Annotated in this window: 22 protein-coding genes; 4 read left to right on the top strand and 18 right to left on the bottom strand. The window is 61.6% G+C overall.

Features of this window, described 5'->3' with window-relative positions:
• Positions 1-31 precede the first annotated feature (31 nt).
• A complete protein-coding gene (locus PspS04_RS00985) occupies positions 32-661 on the top strand; it encodes a class I SAM-dependent methyltransferase (protein WP_159993116.1) in 630 nt (209 codons plus the stop codon).
• A 463-nt stretch (positions 662-1,124) separates the two neighbouring features.
• Here PspS04_RS00985 and PspS04_RS00980 read toward each other — a convergent pair whose 3' ends face one another.
• Genes PspS04_RS00980 through PspS04_RS00970 form a run of 3 tightly spaced genes read right to left on the bottom strand, consistent with a single transcriptional unit; the run spans position 1,125 to position 6,348 of the window.
• Positions 1,125-4,178 (bottom strand): efflux RND transporter permease subunit, encoded by a 3,054-nt coding sequence (locus tag PspS04_RS00980; RefSeq protein ID WP_095170619.1) that lies wholly within the window; start codon positions 4,176-4,178, stop codon positions 1,125-1,127.
• Entirely contained in the window at positions 4,175-5,245 is a 1,071-nt protein-coding gene (locus PspS04_RS00975) for an efflux RND transporter periplasmic adaptor subunit (RefSeq protein ID WP_095170621.1), read from the bottom strand. Before PspS04_RS00975 ends, PspS04_RS00980 begins: the two co-directional genes overlap by 4 nt.
• Positions 5,242-6,348 (bottom strand): efflux RND transporter periplasmic adaptor subunit, encoded by a 1,107-nt coding sequence (locus PspS04_RS00970; RefSeq protein ID WP_159993114.1) that lies wholly within the window; start codon positions 6,346-6,348, stop codon positions 5,242-5,244. Before PspS04_RS00970 ends, PspS04_RS00975 begins: the two co-directional genes overlap by 4 nt.
• Positions 6,349-6,600: 252 nt before the next feature.
• Between PspS04_RS00970 and PspS04_RS00965 the strand changes: the two genes are divergently transcribed.
• Complete coding sequence (locus PspS04_RS00965; protein ID WP_095170625.1) at positions 6,601-7,770, top strand: AAA family ATPase; 1,170 nt, start codon at positions 6,601-6,603, stop codon at positions 7,768-7,770.
• A 70-nt stretch (positions 7,771-7,840) separates the two neighbouring features.
• Here PspS04_RS00965 and PspS04_RS00960 read toward each other — a convergent pair whose 3' ends face one another.
• From PspS04_RS00960 to PspS04_RS00915, 10 genes are all read right to left on the bottom strand, one after another.
• Positions 7,841-8,722: a transporter substrate-binding domain-containing protein gene (locus PspS04_RS00960; RefSeq protein WP_159993112.1), complete on the bottom strand. Its 882-nt coding sequence runs from the start codon at positions 8,720-8,722 to the stop codon at positions 7,841-7,843.
• Positions 8,719-9,516 (bottom strand): amino acid ABC transporter ATP-binding protein, encoded by a 798-nt coding sequence (locus PspS04_RS00955; protein WP_095170629.1) that lies wholly within the window; start codon positions 9,514-9,516, stop codon positions 8,719-8,721. The genes PspS04_RS00960 and PspS04_RS00955 overlap by 4 nt, the downstream gene beginning before the upstream one ends.
• Complete coding sequence (locus tag PspS04_RS00950) at positions 9,513-10,172, bottom strand: amino acid ABC transporter permease (RefSeq protein WP_095170631.1); 660 nt, start codon at positions 10,170-10,172, stop codon at positions 9,513-9,515. The genes PspS04_RS00955 and PspS04_RS00950 overlap by 4 nt, the downstream gene beginning before the upstream one ends.
• Entirely contained in the window at positions 10,153-10,818 is a 666-nt protein-coding gene (locus PspS04_RS00945; RefSeq protein WP_159993110.1) for an amino acid ABC transporter permease, read from the bottom strand. The genes PspS04_RS00950 and PspS04_RS00945 overlap by 20 nt, the downstream gene beginning before the upstream one ends.
• Positions 10,819-11,067: 249 nt before the next feature.
• Positions 11,068-11,850: a MetQ/NlpA family ABC transporter substrate-binding protein gene (locus PspS04_RS00940; protein WP_095170635.1), complete on the bottom strand. Its 783-nt coding sequence runs from the start codon at positions 11,848-11,850 to the stop codon at positions 11,068-11,070.
• 173 nt (positions 11,851-12,023) lie between these two features.
• On the bottom strand, positions 12,024-12,947 hold the full coding sequence (locus PspS04_RS00935; RefSeq protein ID WP_159993108.1) for a sigma 54-interacting transcriptional regulator: 924 nt from the start codon (positions 12,945-12,947) through the stop codon (positions 12,024-12,026).
• A 56-nt stretch (positions 12,948-13,003) separates the two neighbouring features.
• On the bottom strand, positions 13,004-13,585 hold the full coding sequence (locus tag PspS04_RS00930) for an alpha/beta hydrolase (RefSeq protein ID WP_095170639.1): 582 nt from the start codon (positions 13,583-13,585) through the stop codon (positions 13,004-13,006).
• Positions 13,586-13,803: 218 nt separating this feature from the next.
• On the bottom strand, positions 13,804-14,205 hold the full coding sequence (locus tag PspS04_RS00925) for an ExbD/TolR family protein (protein ID WP_034148436.1): 402 nt from the start codon (positions 14,203-14,205) through the stop codon (positions 13,804-13,806).
• A gap of 1 nt (position 14,206) precedes the next feature.
• A complete protein-coding gene (locus tag PspS04_RS00920; RefSeq protein WP_095170640.1) occupies positions 14,207-14,929 on the bottom strand; it encodes a MotA/TolQ/ExbB proton channel family protein in 723 nt (240 codons plus the stop codon).
• Between the two features lie 45 nt (positions 14,930-14,974).
• Positions 14,975-15,784, bottom strand: a complete 810-nt coding sequence (locus PspS04_RS00915; protein WP_095170642.1) for an energy transducer TonB — start codon at positions 15,782-15,784, stop codon at positions 14,975-14,977.
• Between the two features lie 407 nt (positions 15,785-16,191).
• Between PspS04_RS00915 and PspS04_RS00910 the strand changes: the two genes are divergently transcribed.
• Positions 16,192-17,112: a LysR family transcriptional regulator gene (locus tag PspS04_RS00910; RefSeq protein WP_159993106.1), complete on the top strand. Its 921-nt coding sequence runs from the start codon at positions 16,192-16,194 to the stop codon at positions 17,110-17,112.
• A gap of 64 nt (positions 17,113-17,176) precedes the next feature.
• Here the strand turns inward: PspS04_RS00910 and PspS04_RS00905 are convergent, their stop codons facing one another.
• Positions 17,177-18,250 carry a fatty acid desaturase gene (locus tag PspS04_RS00905; protein WP_159993104.1) on the bottom strand — a complete coding sequence of 358 codons (1,074 nt, stop codon included), beginning with the start codon at positions 18,248-18,250 and terminating at the stop codon, positions 17,177-17,179.
• Positions 18,251-18,350: 100 nt separating this feature from the next.
• On the opposite strand from PspS04_RS00905, the gene PspS04_RS00900 reads away from it, so the two are divergent.
• Complete coding sequence (locus tag PspS04_RS00900; RefSeq protein WP_095170662.1) at positions 18,351-19,355, top strand: AraC family transcriptional regulator; 1,005 nt, start codon at positions 18,351-18,353, stop codon at positions 19,353-19,355.
• Here the strand turns inward: PspS04_RS00900 and PspS04_RS00895 are convergent, their stop codons facing one another.
• The 4 genes from PspS04_RS00895 to PspS04_RS00880 form a co-directional block, all read right to left on the bottom strand.
• On the bottom strand, positions 19,356-20,588 hold the full coding sequence (locus tag PspS04_RS00895) for a type II toxin-antitoxin system HipA family toxin (protein ID WP_159993102.1): 1,233 nt from the start codon (positions 20,586-20,588) through the stop codon (positions 19,356-19,358).
• Positions 20,581-20,829, bottom strand: coding sequence for a helix-turn-helix domain-containing protein (locus tag PspS04_RS00890; RefSeq protein WP_159993100.1), 249 nt, complete (start codon positions 20,827-20,829; stop codon positions 20,581-20,583). Before PspS04_RS00890 ends, PspS04_RS00895 begins: the two co-directional genes overlap by 8 nt.
• A gap of 127 nt (positions 20,830-20,956) precedes the next feature.
• Entirely contained in the window at positions 20,957-21,322 is a 366-nt protein-coding gene (locus PspS04_RS00885) for a response regulator (protein WP_159993098.1), read from the bottom strand.
• Positions 21,323-21,410: 88 nt separating this feature from the next.
• Complete coding sequence (locus PspS04_RS00880) at positions 21,411-22,097, bottom strand: Crp/Fnr family transcriptional regulator (RefSeq protein WP_159993096.1); 687 nt, start codon at positions 22,095-22,097, stop codon at positions 21,411-21,413.
• Positions 22,098-22,112 lie beyond the last annotated feature (15 nt).

Raw genomic sequence — 22,112 nt, 5'->3', positions numbered from 1 at the left:
CGGCTCACTCCCCTTGCCTGCGCAGCCGATCATGAAACACACCCCCGACGACCTCCAACAGATCACCGCCACCACCCTGGATCACTACAATTCGGTGGCCGAAGGCTTTCGCGAAGGCACTCGCGAGCATGACGTCAGCCAGAACATCGCGGCCCTGCTGCGGCACATCCAGGGTGAGGCGCCGCTGCAGATTCTCGACTTCGGCTGCGGCCCGGGGCGGGACTTGCAGACGTTCACCCGCCTGGGACATACGGCCGTCGGCCTCGACGGCTCTGAGCAGTTTGCCCGGATGGCCCGCGAGGACAGCGGCTGTGAGGTCTGGCAGCAGGACTTTCTCAAGCTCGACCTGCCGGCCGATCGGTTTGACGGGATTTTCGCCAATGCCGTGCTGTTTCATGTGCCACGCCAGGAGTTGCCGCGGGTGCTACGGCAACTGCACGGGACCTTGAAACCGGGTGGTGTGCTGTTCAGTTCCAATCCCCGTGGCGACAACCAAGAGGGCTGGAATGGCCCGCGATACGGGGCGTATCACGACCTTCAAGCGTGGCAGCAATTGCTCACCGAGGCGGGTTTTGTCGAGCTCGAACACTACTACCGCCCGGCCGGGCTGCCGCGCGAGCAGCAGCCTTGGCTGGCGAGTGTCTGGCGTAAATCGGCGTAGGCCGTTAGACCGCCATCGCGGGCAAGCCCGCTCCCACACAAGCCTGCTGGGTGTATGCAATATCTGCGAACCCCAAAACCACTGTGGGGGCGGAACATTCAGCATCGATGGCGCCTGACACACCGCCATCGCAGGCCTGCAGGGTGTATGCAAGATCTGCGAACCCCAAAACCACTGTGGGAGCGGGCTTGCCCGCGATCGGGGCGGAACATTCAGCATCAAATGGCGCCTGACACACCGCCATCGCAGGCCTGCAGGGTGTATGCAAGATCTGCGAACTCCAAAACCACTGTGGGGGCGGAACATTCAGCATCGATGGCGCCTGACACACCGCCATCGCGGGCAAGCCCGCTCCCACATAGACCTGCGTGGGTGTATGCAATATCTGCAAGCACCCAAAACCACTGTGGGAGCGAGTCGGGCGGCGCTCCGTCTGCTCGCGATGAGCGCATGGCGCTCGCCTTTATACCGCCTCTTTAGTCGGCTCCTTGATCTTGTACCAGGCCACATACAGCGCCGGCAGGAACAGCAGCGTGAGCAGGGTGGCGACGATGATCCCGCCGATCATGGCGTAGGCCATCGGTCCCCAGAACACTTCCCGGGCAATCGGGATCATGCCCAGGCTCGCGGCGGCCGCCGTCAGCAGGATCGGTCGGCGGCGGTGCTCGGTGGCTTGCACCACGGCATCCCAGGGGGAACAACCGTCGCGCTCGAACGAGTCGATCTGGGTCACCAGGATCACCGAGTTACGAATGATGATGCCGATCAGCGCCAGGATCCCCAGGATCGCCACAAAGCCCATGGGCGTACCCGTCGGGATCAGCGCCAACACCACCCCTATCAGGCCCAGCGGCGCGACGCTCGCCACCAGGAACAACTTCTGCACACTGTGCAACTGGATCATCAGGAACGTCGCCATCAGGAACAGCATCAGTGGCACAACCTTGGCAATCGGCCCCTGGGCCTTGCCGCTCTCCTCCACCGTACCGCCCGTGGCAACCTTGTAGCCTACCGGCAACGCTGCGGCGAACTTCTCGATGTCCGGCTTCAGCAGCTTGACCAGATCCGTTGGCTGGATCTCATCGCGCACCGCCGCCTTGATGGTGATGGTCGGCTTGCGATCGCGACGCCACACCAAAGGTTGCTCGAGTTCGTAGCGCACGGTGGCAAAGGCCAGCAGCGGGATCGAGGTTCCGCTCGGGGTGAGGATCTGCAGGTTCTGCAGAGTCTTCGGTGAGCCCCGCTCAGCATCCACGGCGCGACCGACGACGTTGATCAGGTAGATGTCATCGTCGACCTGGGTCACCGTCGAGCCACTGACAATGCTGTTCATCAGGCTCGCCACGTCCTCGGACGACAGCCCGAGTTGCCGCGCCTTGTCCTGGGCAATGTCGATGCGCAGGACCTTGCCCGGCTCGTTCCAGTCGAAAATGATCTCGCCGATATGCGGGCTCTTGTCCAGCTCGCTGGCCAGGTCAATCGCGTGTTTGCGCACCTGATCGATGTCCTTGCCGCTGACCCGGTACTGGATCGGCCTGCCCACGGGCGGGCCCATCTCCAGCGCCTGCACATAACTGCCGACACCCACGAAGTCCTCGCGCAGACGCTCACGCAGGCGCTGGCTGAGGGCCGTGCGCGCTTCGAAGTCCTTGCTGACGATCACTAACTGGGCGTAGTACGGGTTCTGCAGTTGCTGGTCCAGTGGCAGGTAGAAACGAATCGCGCCCTGGCCGATGTAAGTGCTCCAGCGCACGATGTCAGGGTCGCCCTTGAGGGTGGCTTCGAGACGGTCGACCACCTTGCGGGTTTCATCCAGCGAGGCGTTCTGTGGCAGGTTGAGGTCGACCAGGATCTCTGGGCGATCCGATGACGGGAAGAACTGGTTCTGCACAAAACGCATGGAGAACACCGCCAGCACGAAGCACAGCACCGTGATGCCGATGGCCCACCAGCGATTGCGCATGCACCACAGCAGGCCACCGTTGAAGGCCCGGCCAACACGCCCAGGCTCGGTGGAATGCGGCTTCACCTTGCTGCTGAGGATGTGTACGCCAATCACCGGGGCAAACAGCACCGCGACAATCCAGGAGACGAGCATCGCCACCGCGATCACGGCGAACAGGGTGAAGGTGTATTCCCCGGCGGAGCTGCCGTTGAGGCCGATCGGCACAAAACCGGCGACGGTCACCAGGGTCCCGGTGAGCATCGGGAACGCGGTCGAGGTATAGGCGAACGTGGCCGCCTGCTCCTTGGTCTCACCCATTTCCAGGCGCGTGACCATCATCTCCACCGTGATCATTGCATCGTCCACCAGCAGGCCCAGGGCGATGATCAACGCGCCGAGGGAGATCCGCTGCATGGTGATGCCGCTGTACTCCATGAACACAAAGACCATCGCCAGCACCAACGGAATCGAGCAGGCCACCACCAGCCCCGCGCGCACTCCCAGGCTGATGAAGCTGACCACCAGAACGATGATCACTGCCTCGAACAGCGCACTGGTAAAGCCACCGACGGCCTCCTCTACCACTTCGGCCTGATCGGAAACCTTGTGCACACCGATGCCCACGGGCAGGTCGGCGGTGAGTTCGTCCATGCGCTGGTGCAGCGCCTTGCCGAACTCCTGGATGTTGCCACCCTTCTGCATCGCCACGGCCAGGCCAATGGCGGGCTGGCCGTTGAAACGGAACATCGGCGCGGCCGGGTCGACGTAGCCACGGGTAATCTCGGCGATGTCGGCCAGGCGGTAGAAACGATCGTTGAGACGCAGGTTGACCGTCGCCAGGTCTTTCTCCGAGGCGAACTGCCCCGAGGTCCGCACGGATATTCGCTCCGGTCCTGCCTCGATCACCCCGGCCGGAGTCACCGCGTTCTGGGTCTGCAGGCTCTGCACCACTTGCGCCTGGTCGATGCCCAACGCCGCCAGTTTGCGGGTGGAGAAATTCAGGTAGATGACTTCGTCCTGCTGGCCGACCATCTCGATCTTGCCCAGCCCCGGCACATCACGAATCTCCGCGCGGGCCTGCTCGACGTAGTCGCGCAACTGGCGCATCGACAGGCCATCGGCGGTGAAGGCGAACACCGAGCCGAACACATCACCGAACTCATCGTTGAACGAGGGGCCCTGGATGCCCCGCGGGAAGCTGCCGTGGATATCGCCGATTTTCTTCCGTACCTGGTACCAGATTTCCGGAATGTCCTTGGCGCTGGTGGTGTCGTGCAGGTACACATAGACCGTGGACTCACCCGGACGGGTGTAGCTTTTCACGTAGTCGAGCGAGTCGAGCTCTTCGAGTTTTTTCTCGATGCGATCAGTCACCTGCTTGAGGGTTTCCTCCTGGGTCGCACCCGGCCAGCGGGTCTGGATAACCATGGTCTTGATGGTGAACGAGGGATCTTCCTCGCGGCCCAGGTTGAGGTAGGAAAACACCCCCATCAATAAGGCGACGAACATCAGGTACCAGACAAACGACTGATGCTTGAGGGCCCATTCGGATAAGTTGAAACTCCCTTTCATCGCGGGCTTTCCTCATCGATTCTGACTTTTTGCCCCGGTTTGAGGCTGTTCACACCGGCACTGACCACACGCTCGCCATTCTTCACCCCGCCTCCCAGGATCACACTGTCGGCACCACGGCTGAGCAGGCTGACGTCCCGTGGGGAAACGGTCTGGTTCTGCGGGTCGATCACCCAGATCCGCGATTTGCCGTCGACGTCCTGCACGGCGGTGAGTGGCAACTCGATGCGCGGCTTGATGGCCGAGCTGAGGGTGACACTGATGGCCGTGCCCAGGCGCAAGCCCACTGGCGTCTCGGCCAGGGTCAGGCGCGCGCGACGGGTGCGGGTCGCGCTTTGTGCCTGGGGTTCGATTTCGCGAATGATCGCCGTGGTATGGGTCGACGGATCCAGTTGCGCCGCCACCACAAACACCACATCGGCAGGCAACTGCTCGGCAAGGTCTGCAGGCAGGTCGATCACCGCTTCCTTGATATCCGGCCGGGCCAGCGTCACCACCTGCTGGCCGGCGGTCACGACCTGTCCAGCCTCGGCGTTCCAGGCCGTGACGACTGCGGCATGGTCGGTGCGCAACTCGGTGTAGGCCAACTGGTCCTGGGACTGCCTGACGGCGGCCCGAGCCTGGTCGAGTGACGCCTGGGTGGTTTTCAAGTCGGTCTGGGCCAAGTCCAGTTGGGCTTGCGCCCCCACGCCACGGTTGAACAGCTCCTGCTGGCGCCGTGCATTGGCCTGGGCGTTGATCAATTGCGCCTCGATCTTCGCCAGGTCGCCCTGGCTGGCGCGCAACTGGTTCTGTTGATCGGTGGGGTCGAGGGTCGCGAGCAAGGCGCCCTTCGCCACTTCGCTGCCGACATCGACGTTGCGGCTGGCAATGCGCCCTGGTACCCGGAACCCGGTATTGCTTTCATACCGCGCCTGGATACTCCCGGCAAAACGCCCGAGGTTTTCCTGGTCATAGGCGCGCACTTCGATCGACAGCACCGGGCGCACCGGCTCAGGCGGCGGCTCTTTATCGGAACAGGCGGCCAGCAGCAGGCCGGCCCCCAGCAACATCACCAGGCGCTTCATGGCTGGACTCCTGGCAATTGCGGTGCGCTTGCAGAGGGGGTAACGATTTCCACCCGCACATCGGGGTGCAACAACTGGCCGCCGGCGGTGACGACTTTCTCGCCGTCGCTCAGGCCGTCGCTGATGATCACCTTGCCGGAAAGGTAGCGACCGACCGTGACGGTCTTGAGCTGGGCCTTGCCCTGGCTGTCGACCAACCATACGGCCGGATCGCTGAGGTTCTTGGTCAATGCCGACCACGGCAGTTCGACCGCCGACTTGCCCGGCACATTGGCCGTGGCACTGACCACCGAGCCCAGGCGCATGCCTTCGGGCAACTCACTGAGGGTGACCTTGACCTGCACCGTACCGGTTTGCGCCGACACCGCCGGGGTGATTTCGCGCACCGTGCCGGTGGTCTTGATCTTCGGATTGTCGAGCAGGCTGACCTCCACCGTTTTGTCTTCCGGCGGTTCAGTCAGCAGCGATTCGTAGATGTTGAATACCGCATCCCGCTCGCCGTCGCGGGCCAGGCTGAAAATCGGCACCGTGGCCTGCACCACCTGGCCGACTTCGGCCTGGCGTGCGGTGATGATCCCCGGTGCGTCGGCAATCAGCGCGGTGTAGCTCAGTTGCTCACGGGCGTTGGCCAACTGCGCCTGCGCCGCGGCCAATGCGCTCTGGCTGCTGCGCAGCGCGGCCTGGGCCGAGTCATATTCACTTTGGCTGGTGTAGGCCTTGGGCAGGAGTTTTTGCTGGCGCACAAATGCCGCAGCGGTCTGCTTGACCCGCGCCTGTTCGGCGACCACCTGGGCCTGGGCCGAGTCGACACTGGTCTGCAGGTCCTTGGGGTCGAGCCGGGCGAGCACCTGCTTGGCCGTCACCCGGTCACCGACATCCACCGTGCGCTGGATGATCTTGCCCCCAACCCGAAATGACAGATCGGTCTGGACCCGTGCCTGCACGTCCCCGGTCAGGGTCACGGAAGCGGCGTAATCTGCCAGCTTGACCTCTTGCACGAACACCCTGGGGCGTTCCTTCTCGACCGCTGGCTTGTCGCCGCAGGCGGTCAGTAGCCCAAACACACTCAGGCCAACAATAATTTTCAATCCACGACCAGCCATGCAGGCTCCTTTGCGTGTTGCGGGCGAATGTGCGGCGTACGACTCAAGAGCTTAGATCAGGGTGGCAACGACGCATCCAGTGGCGCAAATCAATTTGCGCCGCTTCCATGGACAGCTTGAAATCGGCGGGATTCAATCCGCTGCGCCACAGCGTGGGGCGCTAAATGGCTAATATCCTGACACACTGTGTGGATGGTTTCGTGTCGGATCTGTCACAACCCGGACAAGTCCTCGCTACAAAGGAGTTTGCGGATGCTCAAGACCCTCGCCGTGGCCAATTACCGCTCGATCAACAAACTGGTGATCCCGCTGGCACGGCTGAATCTGATTACCGGTCCCAATGGCAGCGGCAAATCCAACCTTTACCGCGCCCTGCGCCTGCTGGCCGAGACCGCCCAGGGTGGCGTGGTCAACGCGCTCGCGCGCGAAGGCGGGCTGGATTCAACCTTCTGGGCCGGCCCGGAGAACATCAGCCGGCGCATGCGCAACGGGGAAGTGCCGATCCAGGCGTCGCAACGCCAAGGACCTATGCGCCTGCGCCTGGGTTTCAGCGGTACCGACTTCAGTTATGCGATCGCCCTGGGGCTGCCTATGCCGCTGCCAGATGAGGTGTCGTATTTTTCCCTGGACCCGGAAATCAAGCGCGAGTGCATTTGGGCTGGAGCCCTGTATCGCCCTGCCAGCCTGCTGGTCAATCGCGCCGGCCCGATGATCCGCGCCCGCGAAGGGTCCACCTGGGAGGTGCTGGCCCAGCACACGCCGACCTTCGACAGCTTGTTCGACCAGGTCGGCAACCTGCGCTCCTCTCCCGAGGTGTTGCTGCTGCGCGAACAGATTCGCGGCTGGCGTTTCTATGATCACTTTCGCACGGACGCCGAAGCACCCGCGCGCCAGGTGCAGTTGGGAACACGCACTCCGGTGCTGCATCACGATGGCCGAGACCTGGCGGCAGCCCTGCAGACCATCCGCGAAATCGGCGATCCGCAGGCCCTGCAAACCGCCATCGGCGACGCCTTCCCCGGAGCGCGCCTGAACATCGCCCCGGTGCAGGGCGGGCGGTTTGCCATCGAGTTTTATCAGGAAGGTTTATTGCGCCCGCTGTCCGCCGCCGAATTGTCGGACGGCACCTTGCGCTACCTGCTGCTGATCGCGGCGCTGCTGACGCCACGACCACCGACGCTGATGGTGCTCAACGAGCCGGAAACCAGCTTGCACCCGGACCTGCTGCCGGCACTTGCGCGGTTGATCATCCGCGCCTCACACGCGAGCCAGCTGTGGGTGGTGTCCCACGCCAGCCGCTTAATTGCTGCGCTGCAACAAGACCCTGAGTGCAACGCCATTGTGCTTGAGAAAAATTTCGGCCAGAGCGAAATGGTCGGCCAGGGCATGCTCGATGAACCGGCGTGGAACTGGCCGGATTGAGCCACTCGAAAAACCGCTTCGCTGACCCACCAGCGAAGCGCTCCCAAGGATCACTGCAGCGCTGAAGAATTCAGCCCTGCCACTTGCCGCCTTCGACAATCACGCTTTCAGGCTTGGTGTCGTCGCTGAGCTCTTTGCGCACATATTGGTCATAGAGCTTGAGCAGGTACTTTTCTTCACCCAGCTTCGCCAGCTCGGCATTGACCCAGTCACGCAGCTCGATGTTGCCCTTCTTCACAGCCGGGGCAATCGGTGCTTCGGCCCCCAGGGTTTCGTCGAGTACGCGGTAGCCCGGGTTCTGCTTGGCCCAGCTGAACAGCACCAGATTGTCCTGGGCATAAGCGTCGCCACGACCGTTGGCCAGGGCTTGCAGAGACTCGGAGTTTTTCTCGAACTTGAGCAGTTTCCAGTCCGGGTGGTTCTTGGTCAGCCAGATATCGGCGGTGGTGCCGGTGGTGACGATGGTCGTGCGGCTGGCCAGGTCTTGCAGGCTCTTCACGTCACTGGCCTGGGGCACCAGCGCCTGCACCGCCACCTTGAGGTTCGGGTTGGTGAACTCAACCGCTTCCTTGCGCTCGGGGGTCACGGTCATGTTGGCCAGGATCAGGTCGACCTTGTCGCTTTGCAGAAACGGGATCCGGCTGGCCGGCTCCACGGCGACAAACTCGACCTTGTTCTCGTCGCCCAGCAGGTCCTTGGCGAATTGCCGGCCGATGTCGGTATCAAACCCGACGTAGCGCCCCGCCTCATCGACAAAACCGAACGGTGGCTTGTCGGTGAAGACGCCGACAATCAGCTTGTCCCGTGCCTTGATTTTTTCCAGGTAGCTGGCCGGCGCGGTGCTTTCACTGGCGACTTTGGGCTTGGGCGGCTCTTCAGTCTTGTTGCAGCCGGCCAGCAGCGCAAGGCCGAACAAGGGGAGTAGCAGCAGGGAAGACTTGGCAGTTTTCATGAGGGTAACGGTTCCTTTTTTTGCGAATGAGCCGCAGCTGCCTGTTTCGGCAGAGCTTCGACGTAGGAGAACTTCTCCAGGAACTGCTGCGCGCGTGCGGTTTGCGGGTTCGTAAAGAAAATCTCGGGTGGGTTCTGTTCCAGGATGCGTCCGGCATCCATGAACACGATGCGGTCGGCCACCGCGCGGGCGAAGGCCATTTCGTGAGTCACGATCAGCAGCGTCATGCCCTCGCGCGCCAGGCCCTGGATCACTTCCAGCACCTCCTTGACCATCTCCGGGTCAAGGGCTGCGGTCACTTCATCGAACAGCATCACCTGAGGGTTCATGCACAGTGAGCGAATAATCGCGATGCGTTGCTGCTGGCCACCGGAGAGCTGACGGGCGAAGGCGTCGCGCTTGTCTGCCAGGCCTACCCGTTCGAGCAGGGCCAAGGCTTGTTCACGGGCTTCACGGGGGTCGCGCTTCTGCACCTTGAGCGGGCCGAGCAGCAGGTTGTCCAGCACGCTCATGTGCGGGAACAGGTGGTAACTCTGGAACACCATGCCGATCTGCTGGCGCACCTGGCGCCAGTCGGTGTTGCTGTCCAATAACTGGCGCCCGGCAAACAGCAACTCTCCGCTATGAGCGACTTCCAGGCCATTGAGGCAACGCAGCAAGGTACTTTTGCCGCAGCCGCTGGGACCAAGGATGACAATCACTTCACCGGCCTCGACACTCAGGTCGATGCCCTTGAGCACCTGCTGCTCAGCGAAGAATTTGTTGAAACCCTTGAACTCGATCAATGCGCTCATGCTTGCGTCCAACGCCGCTCCAGCACACGCGAGGCGGCCGAGAGCGGGTAGCAGATAAAAAAGAAAAACAGGAACAACGCGCCGTAGATCAGCACCGACTCGTAGGTGCGTTCGATGATCTGCTGCCCGACCTTGATCACATCCACCACGCCGATCAGTACCGCCAGCGAACTGGTCTTGATGATTCGCGTGTAGACGTTGATGGTCGGTGGCGTCATGCGCTTGAGCGCCTGGGGCAACAGCACATAACCGAACAGTTGCGGGCCGGACAGGCCAATCGACAAGCCCGCCTCACGCTGCCCACGTGGCAAGGAATGCAACGCCCCGCGCACCACTTCGCCGACTTCGCTGGCGCCCCACAACGACAGCACCAACACCGCGCACCAGAAACTGGGCAGGCTCAGGCCAAAAAAGATCGGCAGGCCAAAAAACAGCAGGTACAGCCAGACCAGCACCGGGATCGCCCGGAACAGCTCCAGGTACACCCGCAAGACCACCTTCAGCCATTGCACATGGAGGTTGCACAGCACGCCGTAGAGCACCCCGCCCAAGGTGCTGATGGCGATGCTCAGGAAAGAGATCGACAGGGTTTGCGCAGCGCCCCTGGCCAGTTGCGGCAGAGACACCCAGAGCAACTCAAGACCCGAACTGGCCATGCTGGAGCCTCCTTTCCAGGCGGCTGAGCAGCAGCGACAGCGGCAAGAACAACAGCACGCAGATCAGCGTGAGCACGGCGAGCATTTCGTAGGTTTTGTAATACAGCGCGATGTAGCTCTTGGTGGTGAAGAGAATTTCCGGCACCGCCACCGCGGAGACCACCGTGGTCTCCTTGAGCAGGAAGATGAAGTTGGCAAACAACGACGGCAGGCTGAGCAGCCCCGCTTGCGGCAGGATCACGTAGCGCAGCAATTGCCCGTTGGACAGGCCGATCGAGCGACCCGATTCCAGTTGCGCCGCCGGCACCGCCTCGACCCCAGCCCGCAGGACTTCCGTCAGGTACGCGCCACCGAGGAAGGTCATGGTGATGATCGCTGCCGCAAAGCCGGAGACCTTCACCCCCAGCGCGGGCAAGGCGAAGTAGACGAAGAACAGTTGGATCAGCAGCGGGGTATTGCGCGCCAGCTCGACGTACACCGCCACCAGGCGCTGCAAGTAGGGGGTACGCAGCACCAGCACGGTGGCGTTGAGCACGGCCACCAGCAACGAGGTGCCGATAGCGATCAAGCCCACCTGCAGGGTCACGCCTACGGCGCGCAGGAATGCCGGCAGGGTGCCAAGGATAAACGCGTAGTCAAAAGTCATGGGGAATCCTGGACGTCGCTGGGTAAACGACGGTGGTGCAGTCCATAAGGCTGTGGATAACAGCTCGGCAGGCACTGACTTTAAAGGCATAAAAAGAAAGATTTAAATACCGTTAAAGCATATTGATATCACGCAAAAACCTATGCCCCGGATTGGCGTAGGTGGCCAGGATCAATCCCCCGGGCATAAAAAAACGCCGACGCTGCAGCAGCCGTCGGCGTTCAAACCTTGAAGGGGTTTATCGCGTGATCAGAACGCCGGCAGGACCGCGCCGCTGTACTTCTTGGCGATGAATTCCTTCACCTCAGGGCTGGTCAAGGCCTTGGCCAGTTTCTGGATCGCGACGCTGTCCTTGTTGTCTGGACGAGCTACCAGGAAGTTCACGTAAGGCGAATCCGCGCCTTCGATCACCAGTGCGTCTTTAGCTGGGTTGAGGCCAGCTTCCAGCGCGTAGTTGGTGTTGATCATGTCCAGGTCGACCTGATCCAGCACGCGCGGGAGCATGGCCGATTCCAGTTCCTTGAACTTGAAGTTGTGCGGGTTCTTGGCAATGTCTTTTGGCGTAGCCAGGGCGTTTTTCGGATCTTTCAATTCGATCAGGCCGGCTTTCTGCAGCAGGATCAAAGCGCGACCGCTGTTGCTGCCCTCGTTCGGGATGGCGATGGTTGCGCCATCCTTGAGCTCAGCCAGGGTTTTGACTTTCTTCGAGTAACCGCCGAAAGGTTCGACGTGCACACCGATCACAGTCACCAGGTTAGTGCCTTTGCCTTCATTGAAGCTCTGCAGGTACGGCAGGGTCTGGAAGTAGTTGGCGTCCAGACGCTTCTGATCGACCTGTACGTTCGGTTGCACGTAATCGGTGAAGACTTTGATTTCCAGGTCCACGCCTTCTTTGGCGAGAGTTGGCTTGATCAACTCGAGAATCTCGGCGTGCGGTACCGGAGTGGCCGCGACCACCAGTTTCTCGCCGGCCTGGGCCAGGCCAGCCGTCAGGGCAGCCGCGAGTGCGGTAAACAACAGAACCTTTTTCATGCAGTGTCCTTATTTGTCGTTGTCGACAACGGCTTAAAAGTGAGGTGCCAGTGAAGTGCTATCGCTGGCGTGAGGCGGACAATACTCGGATTTTTTATGCCGTAAAAATACTTTTTATCGAAGTCTATATTCGATAAACGAATAACAAATCCGCAACCGTCACGCACCGCGAATTACACGTGCGCCAACAGCCGCTTCAGCCTGTCCAGGGGTTCACGGTTACCACTGCGGACCCATTGCTCCACCCAGCGCTCAATCAACTGCAACGGCTGCTCGGTGGCTGGCAGGTTCAAATGCTCCGGCGCAATCTCGTCACCACTGCTGACCAGCAACGCAAAATGAATGACGTTCTCCAGCTCACGGGTGTTGCCCGGCCAACTGTGTTGCTCCAGCACCTGCTGCGCCGCGTCGCTGATAAAGGGCACCGGCAAGCCCAGGCGCTGGCTGTAGATGCCGAGGAAATATTCGGCCAGCGATTGAATGTCACCCACCCGCTCGCGCAACGCCGGCAATTGCAACTGGCCTTCGCTGAGGTAGTGGTAGAGCCGCTCGTGGAATTTGCCGGCCGCCACGGCCTGCGCCAGATCGATGCTGGTGGCGGCCACCAGGCGCACATCGACCGGGCTCGGCTGCTGGGCGCCGACCCGGGTGACTTCGTGATTCTCCAGGGCCGCCAGCAACTTGATCTGGATCGGCAGCGGCAAGTCGCCGATCTCATCCAGGTACAGGGTCCCGCCGTTGGCCGAACCAAACCAGCCGGCACGGCTGCTGGCCGAGCCACTGAAACTGCCGCCGGCATAACCGAACAGCTCGGCATCGGCATAGGTCGGGCTGATGGCGCCGCAATTGACCGAGACGAACAAGCCACCGCGATCACTGGCCCGGTGAATGTGGCGTGCCAGCAATTCTTTACCACTGCCGGTTTCGCCGTGAATCAACACCGAAATCGCCCGCGGTGCCAGTTGCTCCAGCTCCTGGCGCAAGGTGCGCGAACGTGGGTCGACGAACACCAGCGCCTTGGCACGAATGCTCAGCGGACTTTTTTCTGCGTCGGGAAAGGTCAGCAATGGCTGACCGAAGGTTTCATGCAAACTCATGGCAGGCTCCCGCCCAAAACCGCCGGCGGACGGGGGCGTTGAATTGAAATGGACGATCAGGCGCGGCGCAGGGCGTGGTGTTCCATGCGGTTCTGCAGGCGATACAGGTAAGCGAACCCCTGTTCCCAACGATGGTGGCCGGACTTCACGTTGATGTGTCCAGCACCTGCCAGGACGCCTGCCTCGGCGCCCCAGTTGCGCGCCAGCTCGAGGGCGCGCGGGGCGCTCACGGCAGCGTCGTTGTCAGAGCTGACGACCTGGCTGGGAAACGGCAGCAGGTGCGTGGGAATCGGTGCGAAATTGCGCAACGCCGGCACGCACGCCGGGCGCTCGACATCGGCAGGCGCCACCAGCAGGGCCCCGCGCACCTGGCGCAGCGCCTGCAAGGGCGCAGTGGCCGCCCAATGGGCAACGGTGATGCAACCCAGGCTGTGGGCGATGAGGATCACCGGCGTACTGTCGGCAGCAATGGCCTCGGCCAGCGCGGCCACCCAGTCTTCACGACGAGGGGTGAGCCAATCGGCCTGCTCGACCCGTGCGCTGTTCGGCAGACTGTTCTGCCAGTGGGTCTGCCAATGATCGTCTGGCGATCCCTGCCAGCCCGGCACAATCAGGTAGCGAATTGATTCGTTGCGCATGGGGAGCTCTCCTGTGCGTGTCTGTTCCTGATCGAGTATAGGGATGAGATTTATATTCGTTAAGGAATAAGAAGCTATTTATTAAGACCCCAATGGAATATGAAAGATTGAGAGGGTTGGGTGCGCTGGCAAGCCAGCACTGACGAGCGGGGGGATTGCGATAAATAAAAAAAGGGCCGCACCCTGCCAAGGAGACGGCCCTGGAAAACTGTGATGGATTAGCGCGCAGTAATCACCGAAAGCTTGGTAATACCCGCCCGTTCGATGGACGCCATGGCGCGCGCCACTTCGCCGTAGTTCACACCGTCATCGGCCTGCAACTGCACCCGCACCTCCGGGTCCTTGGCCTTGGCCGCCTGCAGGTTGAACTCCAGCAAGTCCGGTTGGATTTCATCCTTGTTGATGAACAGCTTGCCGGCGCCGTCGATGCTTACCACCAGTGGATCTTTCTGTTCCACCGGGGCGACCGCTTCGGTCTTGGGCAGGTTGATCGGAATCGCGTTGGTCAGCAGCGGTGCAGTGACGATGAACACCACCAGCAACACCAGCATCACATCCACCAGCGGCGTGACGTTGATCTCGCTCAGTACCTCATCGCTGTCTTGGGTAGAGAAGGCCATATCAGGACGCCTCCTTCACTTTATGCACAGCGTTCTGGGCGGTGTTCTTTTGCGCCGTCGGGTGCAGCAGCACGCGGAACGAGCTCTTCTGCGCCAGGCTGTAGAAGTCGTGGGCAAAGTCATCCAGATCGGCGGCGGTGAGCTTCAGGCGACGCAGGAAATAGTTGTAGACCAGCACCGCTGGCACGGCGACCGCGATCCCCACACCCGTCGCCACCAACGCGGCACCAATCGGTCCGGCCACGGTTTCCAAGCTTGCCGAGCCGGCGGCGCTGATGCCCTTCAAGGCCTCCATGATGCCCCACACAGTGCCGAACAGACCGATGAACGGCGAGGTGCTGCCGATACTCGCGACCACGGCCAGGCCGGTTTCCAGCGAGCGCCGTTCACGTACGATTTGCTGGCGCAAGGCGCGCTCCAGGCGGTCCTGGTGATTGATCGCCTGGCTCAGGTCCGCCGCCGGCGCTTCACCGACCTGGATCGCCGCGTAACCGGCCTGGGCCACACGGGCAGCAGCACCGGGATGGGTCTCGCTCAGTTCAGCCGCCGAATCGAGACTGGAGGCGGCCCAGAACTGTTTATGGAATTTGCGATCCTGGGCTTTCAGGCGCGCGAACTGCACACCCTTGAGCAACGCCAGGCCCCAGGTGGCGACGGAAAAGACCACCAGCAGCCAGATCACCGCGCTTTCGATGGATTCGAGTGGAGATGCCAGTAACGTCATGATGTGTTCCCTCTGTGTAAACACTTAGCGCGAATAAGTTGCGGTTCAATGAATCTTGAAATCGATGGGCACGCTGACCCAGCCGTCCTGGGCGACATCACCCTGCTTGGCCGGCACAAAGCTCCAACGTTTCACGGCACTTAATGCCGCATCGTCGAGCTGCTGGCGGCCACTGCTTTTCTGGATCTGGATCTCCCCCGGCTTGCCGCTGGCCAGTACGTGCACCCGCAACAACACCGTGCCCTCCCAACCCCGACGCTGGGCCAGCGACGGATATTCCGGTGCCGGGTTCTTCAGGTACGCGGCGTTGGCCGAGGCCGGAGTGACCGGCGCCGGCGCCGGGGGTGCAGGCGGTGCTGGCGCCGCCACCGGGGCTGCCGGTTGCGGCGGCGCAGGCGGCTGTTGCACGGCTTTTGGCGCGGGCTTGGGCACCTGCTTGACCACCGGTTTGGGGATCGGCTTGGGTTTTGGCGGTGGCTTGACCGCCAATTCATCCACCACCGGTGGCGGTGGCTCCACAACCGGCGGCGGTGCCGGTTGTGGCGGTGGCGGTTCGACCACTGGTGGCGCCGGACGCGAGAACTCGATGGTCATCGGCGGAATTTCCGGCGGCACGATCGGCAGCGCCGGCGTGGGTTGTTGATTGACCCAATAAATCACTGCGCCATGCACCAGCACTGCCAGCACCGCCAGCACAATCGCCTCACGACGGCGCAAGCTGCTCTTGGGCGTCTTTTGCAGCCGCAACTGGCCCAGAGGCGTGCGATAAGCCCGGCCGAGATCGACCAACTCACCACTTGGCGCCTGGCGCCACAACACCTCATGTGCACTGGCGGCGGTCTGGACATTGCCCATTGAATGACTCCCTACGGTCTTTTGCGAATAACCCGACAGCAGCGCCTGATTCCCCCCGCGCTAATGCCTGGAGGTGAATGATTGGCGGCAGAGGCTTATCCCTTAAAGTAATTTTTAAGGCTTCACATAGAACCGTATGGAATATAAAAAACCGCGTCCAGGCGCAAAGCCGCACGGCTCAAGGGCTACAGAGGAGGCGCAAAAATCCCATGCCTTGCAGGCATTGAAAATATTCGCCAAAGGCATGAAAAACTGACGCCGTTTTCGAGCGCCGCTCTATATATATTCAATTTAGATCTAATAGGTACTTATATGCTTCGTTGACGGAATAAGAGGTTGCCTTTAAAACCTCAGGCAACCCTTGTCGCAAATGCCGGCGAGCTATTTTCAGGATGCCGTAAAAGCCTATGGATCTTCGTCAGTTGCGTTACTTCATCGCCCTCAATGAGCACCGCAGTTTTGTCCGCGCCGCCGACGCCATGGGCATCACCCAGCCGGCCTTCAGCCGCAGTATCCAGGGCCTGGAGCAGGAGTTCGGTTGCGTGCTGGTGGACCGCGCCAACAAAGATCTGCGTCCCACCCCCGAGGGCCAGGTGGTATTGCAGCACGCCTTGACCCTGGTCCAGGGCGCGGCGCTGCTCAGCGCGCAAGTGACGCAGATGACCAAGCTCGATGCCGGTGAAGTGCACTTTGGCTGTGGCTCGGCGCCGGCGGTGAAACTGGTGCCGGATGCAGTGGCGCAATTCGTCAACGCGCACCCAAAAGTGCGCACCTGCTTTCAAGTGGATAACTGGGAAAAACTCAGCCGCGCGCTAAGCCGTGAAGAGATCGAATTTTTCATCGCCGACATCCGTCACTTCGAGGCCGACCCGAACTTCCAGACCCGCGCCCTGACCCCCAGGCGCGGGGTGTTTTTCTGCCGTCCGGGGCATCCGTTGCTGGCCAAGGAAAGCCTGTCGACCAACGACATGTTCGACTACCCGCTGGCAACCACGCTGATCCCGCCGGGCATTCGCAAACTGTTGGCCAACCTCAGCGGCCGCACCGATTTTTCCCCGACCATCGAGACCGAGCATTTTCCGGCGCTGGTGAAGATCGTGCTGCAGTCCAACGCAATTGGCGTCGGCACCGAAGAAGCTTTTGTCGAAGACATCGCCCAGGGCTCGCTGGCGCTGTTGCACTGGCGCAACCTGGCGCAGAACATCGAAAGCATGAACGCCCGCTGCGGCATCGTCAGCCGCACCGGCTATCGCCTGTCACCGGCGGCGCGGGCCCTGATCGAAACCCTGGTGGCGGTGGATAAACAGGGCATGGCCGTGGCCGTTTGAACCGCCGATCGCGAGCAGGCGCAGCGCCGCCCGGCTCGCTCCTATGCGCCTATGGAACCACCCATCAAGCCCGCACGGTACGCACGTCCTCCCCCACCACCTGCTCCTTGCGGGTAAACCGGTTGGCGCGGCCGAAGGTCCCGAAATCATTGAACCGCACCCCCATCTCACGCATCACCTTATGTGCCACCGGCACAGTCAACTGGCGGATGTAGAACGGCTCCTTGACCACAAAATGGTGAATGCCGTGGCTGCTGCCGAAGTTGCAGCAGAACGCTTGCATCGGCCACATCCACCACGGGTTGAGCACCTGGGTCTGCTGGATCACGTTACCGGCCTCGATATCGCCGTAATAGTGCATGTTCGAACTGACGAAGTGCAGGCAGAAGGTGCGCAGCACGTTGGGACCAATGATCACCACCACGGCGATATCGATCACCTGCATCACCGCCAATGTGCTCGCTGACCACTCCACCGCAGTGCCCATCAGCCAGGCGATACCGTTGATCCCGTGAAAGCCGAGGAACACGTACCAGGCGCCCCAATGCAGCAGTGCCAGCGGCGCATAGACCTTGAGGCTGCGCTGGACAATGCTCAGCTTGTGCGCCCAGGTCTTGGCCCGCAGCATGCGGATAAAGGCCGACATCAGGTTATCGCCGACCATCAGCAACCGAGCGATGCCCCATGGCTCACCGTTGGTGATGGCGCGCTCTTCCATGTCGCTCTCGGTGCCGGATACCTTGTGGTGATTGAGGTGCAGGTGACGGCGGATCCACGGGTTGATGGTGCTCGGGCGCGCCAGCCAGACCAGTCCCATCATCAGGTTGTGCGGCAGCCGCTGCTTGCGAAAGTACATGCTGTGGATCAGGTCGTGCTCCAGCTCATGGGTCAGCGAGGCAAAAAAAGCGTTGAGCAGCAGGCACACCCACCAGGCCATGTGCCCGCTGATGTACAGCGCCGCCGAACCGACCATCCCGGCCAGGGCAAAGGCCAGGATGCCGGCGCCAAGCGCATCCTGATGCAGCAGGAGCGGGTAGCGCTGGCGCAGCTCGACGCCCTTGGCGAGCACCACTTCACGAATATGCGCCGATCGTTGTTGTGCATTCAGGCGTTCGGGACTTGCAGAAGTACCGTGCATGCTTCCATCCTCTGGTTATTGATGTTCGCATCCTGCCCTGTGCGGTCGCGTTGGGCGCTAGCTGTGAACGCCAACCTGTTGACCGGAAGCGCCAATCATCATGATTGAACCCACCTCACTCGCCAGCTGGACCCGCGCCCTGCGCAAACAACTCGATGCCCTGGGCTTCGACAGCGATGTGCTGTGCCGGCAAGCCGGGCTCGACCCACAATTGATGGACGACCCCAACGCGCGGTATCCACTCTCGGCCACCACGCGCCTATGGGAACTGGCCGTCCAGGCCAGTGGTGACCCGGCGATCGGCCTACGGGTCTCGCGGTTCGTCAGCCCGACCACTTTTCACGCACTGGGCTATGCGCTGGTGGCGAGTGGCAGCCTGCGCGAAGTGTTCGAGCGCATCGTGCGTTATCACCAGGTCGTCAGTGATGCCCTCGAACTGCACTTGAGCCGGGCTGAGGACCGCTACTGCTTCACCCTCAAAGTCCCCGCCGACAGCCCGGCGCCGGCTCCCGAAGCCCTCGATGCCTTCGCCGCGATCTATGTGCGCACCTGCCGCAACCGCCTGGGCCGCGAATACGCGCCACTGGCAGTGTACTTGCGGCGCGCGGAGCCGGCCGACCCCCATCCCTGGCACAAGGTATTCCGCGCACCGGTGTACTTCGCCGCCGAAGAGGATCGCCTGGAGTTTTCCCTGGAGGATTTCGACAGTCACCTGGACGACGCCAACCCGGAACTGGCCGAGCACAACGAGACCGTGCTCAAGCGCACCCTGGCGCAACTCAAGCCACTGACCTGGGAGCGCAAGGTTCGCGACGCCATCGAGGAGCAACTGCCCGAAGGCGAACCCAGCGCCGAACGCATCGCCCAGGCCCTGCACCTGAGCCTGCGCAGCCTGCAACGGCACCTGGCGGACGAGGGCTGTCGCTTCGACACCCTGCTCAACGAAAGCCGCGAGAACCTGGCCCTGCTGCACCTGCGCGACCCGCAGTGCTCGTTGAGCGAAATCAGTTATCTGTTGGGATTCGCCGACACCAGCAGCTTCAGCCGCGCATTCAAGCGCTGGACCGGGATGACACCGGGGCAGTTTCGCGATGGGTTGCGCTGATCAGCCCTTCACCAGGCTGCGCTCAGTGCCGGCCTGCCATTGCTCGAGCATGGCCTTGCCTATCTCGGCAAAACCCCGATTGCTGCGGATGTAATCCCTCATCTCGACCATCGCCGACTCCATGCCATGAACCACTTGCTGCAACAGTTCATGGCAACGGCCCTCGGTCAGGTTGCAGGCCGAGCGCCCAAAGCGCATCAGCATTTTGTATTTGGGCCATGCTTTTGAGCCACCCAACAGCAACGCCATGCTATCGGTCTTGATATAGACCGAGGTGGTGACGATGTCGTAGGCCGGGGCGAAGCTGATGGGCGCCGCAGCACTGCAGTCGGGATACAACACACCAAAGTTCTTCAGGTGTGCATCGCCATTTTTCAGGCCCGCCGACAACGCGACAATCTTGAAGAACGACTCCAGGGCCTGGCCCAACAAGTGCGGAGAAACGAACGCCTTGATCTGCTTGGCAGCCCCTTCATACGAGCCATCGTACTTGGCCCTGGAAGGCCAAGCGTTGAGTACACAGAAATCTTCGAAGCCCAGGTAGCCTTGGTCATTCAGATCAAAACGCTCGACGACCAGGAATTTCCCGCGCTCACTCAGTTCGAATCCAGGCACCTCAAGCCCCGAATGCAGCGCTGCGCGCATGCAGAAGTACTCGTTTGCCGCCAGCTCCGGGTATTCCTCCGGGCGAAAGGTCTTGACCAGATGGGTGGCCCCTCGATGGGTCAGCCGGTCTATGGGGGCAGCACTGTCGCGCAACAGCACTTTGGGCTGCACCCCGGAGACCCCCGAGTACTGGCCATAAGTGTGCAACAGGTCTTCAAACAGGCCTTGGGCGCCATCATGCACCAGCAGGTCTGCGAGGCGGGTGTCTGGGAGTGGGGGAGTGGCACTGCCCATCTCGCAAAGTCCCAGGCGTCCCAACTGGTAAGGGCCAGTGATCGCCAACAGCGCGAAGTCATCAAAGCCGCGAATCGCCTTGCTGAATCGACGCACCAGTTCCTCACGCAGCGCGCCTTCCGGCAGGTTCATTTCAAACACCGGCGGCAACCCGCGCGCCCAGGCATAGCTCTCCAGGCGAACGGGCATGGTCAACGAGACGGCGTGGGTTTCTTGCGCGTCATCGGCATAACTGAACACTGAATCATCGCGCGACTGACCGCGACCCAGGGTCCCTACCGGAGAACCGGACACACTGACATGCAAACGTTGCTTATCCAGCGCGTCACTCATGGAAGTTAACCTTTTTCAGGCTGTCCAATGTCGCACGCCGGGATTGTCTAGGTACCGCCGTGAGCTCGTAGCCAAAGCCATTAAGGATGGCTTCGACCTTGCGGATACCGATTTCCGACAAGGAGTTGTTCTCGATGCCCGAGATAGTGGCACGGCTCATCCCGTACTGGATCGCCAGTGCCTGCTGCGTCAGTTTGCGTTCTTTGCGCAGCGATCTGATCAGTTCGCCAAGGTTTTCCATGGGCCTCACCTGCATCCTATACAGTGCATTTTTACTAAAAACATACGTATGCATCGTATTTAATGCATTAATGAGCCAGAGCTTAGCCTAATCCCTGAACAGAATGCGCCTGCCACTGACCGGTGGCTTAGCGCCCGCGATCGCGGCGCAACAACTTGCGTACCCGCGCCACCAGCGCGCTGTGGGTGAACGGCTTGAGCAGGTAGTCATCTTCATGCAGTTCCAGGCCACGCAAACGGTCCTCGATCCCGTCCTTGGTGGTCAGGAACAGTATCGGTGTCGCACCGAGCTGGCGGATCTGTTGCAACAGTTGCCAGCCGTTCAGGCCCGGCAGCATCACGTCGAGAATGATCAGGTCATATTCAACGGTCTCGATGAAACGCCGACCGGCCATGCCGTTGTCGGCCACATCCACCGTGTAGCTGGCTTCGCTCAGGCCCTGGGCCAGCGCCTTGGCGATTTCCGGCTCGTCTTCCACTAACAGCAATCGCATGGCACACCTCGAATATTCGTCGCTACAGGCTAGGCGCCTTGGCGGCCAAAGCCCATCACTAACGCTTATTTCGGATCAACCGAGCACGTCACGGCTGCACCAGCGCGCGCAGCCGCGGGGCATCGAGGATCTCGATTGCACCGTAACCCAGGCTGAGAATGCCTTGGCTTTCCAGGTCCCGCAGGATCTGGTTGGTGGTCTGGCGCGACAGTGACAGTAGCAACGCCAGTTGCTCCTGAGGCAGTTGCAGGACTCGCCGCGCCGGCTCGATCTCGCCATAGCCATCGGCGATCATCAGCAGCCGGTGTGCCACCCGGGCCGGGGCCGCCAGCAGGGTCAATTGTTCAAGGTTGATGAAGGTCAGGCGCAGTTTGTGGCTCATCAGCAGCGCCAGTTGCCGCCAGTGCTGTGGTTGCTGATCGAGATAGGCCAGCAATGCGGCCTGTGGCAGCTGCAACAAGGTGCAGGGCCCCACCGCGTAGGCATCATGGGTGCGTGGCTGGCCGTCGAACAGGCAGATTTCACCGAACCAGTGCGGCGCTTCGATCAGGCTCAACAAGGCCTCCTTGCCCTGCTCGCTCACCGCCCCCACCCGCACCGCGCCCTCCAGTACGGCGTACAGGCCACAGGGTGCATCGCCGCGACCGAACAGGCGCTGCCCCGCGGACAAGTGCCGCACGCGCGCCAGGGACAGCAAGCTATCCTGAAGACAGGATGGCAGGTGGCTGAACCACTGCCCCTGCATCAGGCATGCACGCCAGGCCGGTATTTGCATGAAGACTCCACAGTG

The organism is Pseudomonas sp. S04 (genome assembly GCF_009834545.1).
GTDB lineage: Bacteria > Pseudomonadota > Gammaproteobacteria > Pseudomonadales > Pseudomonadaceae > Aquipseudomonas.
The sequence above is the reverse complement of the archived record's forward strand: the minus strand, read 5'-3'. Positions and strand labels throughout refer to the sequence as shown.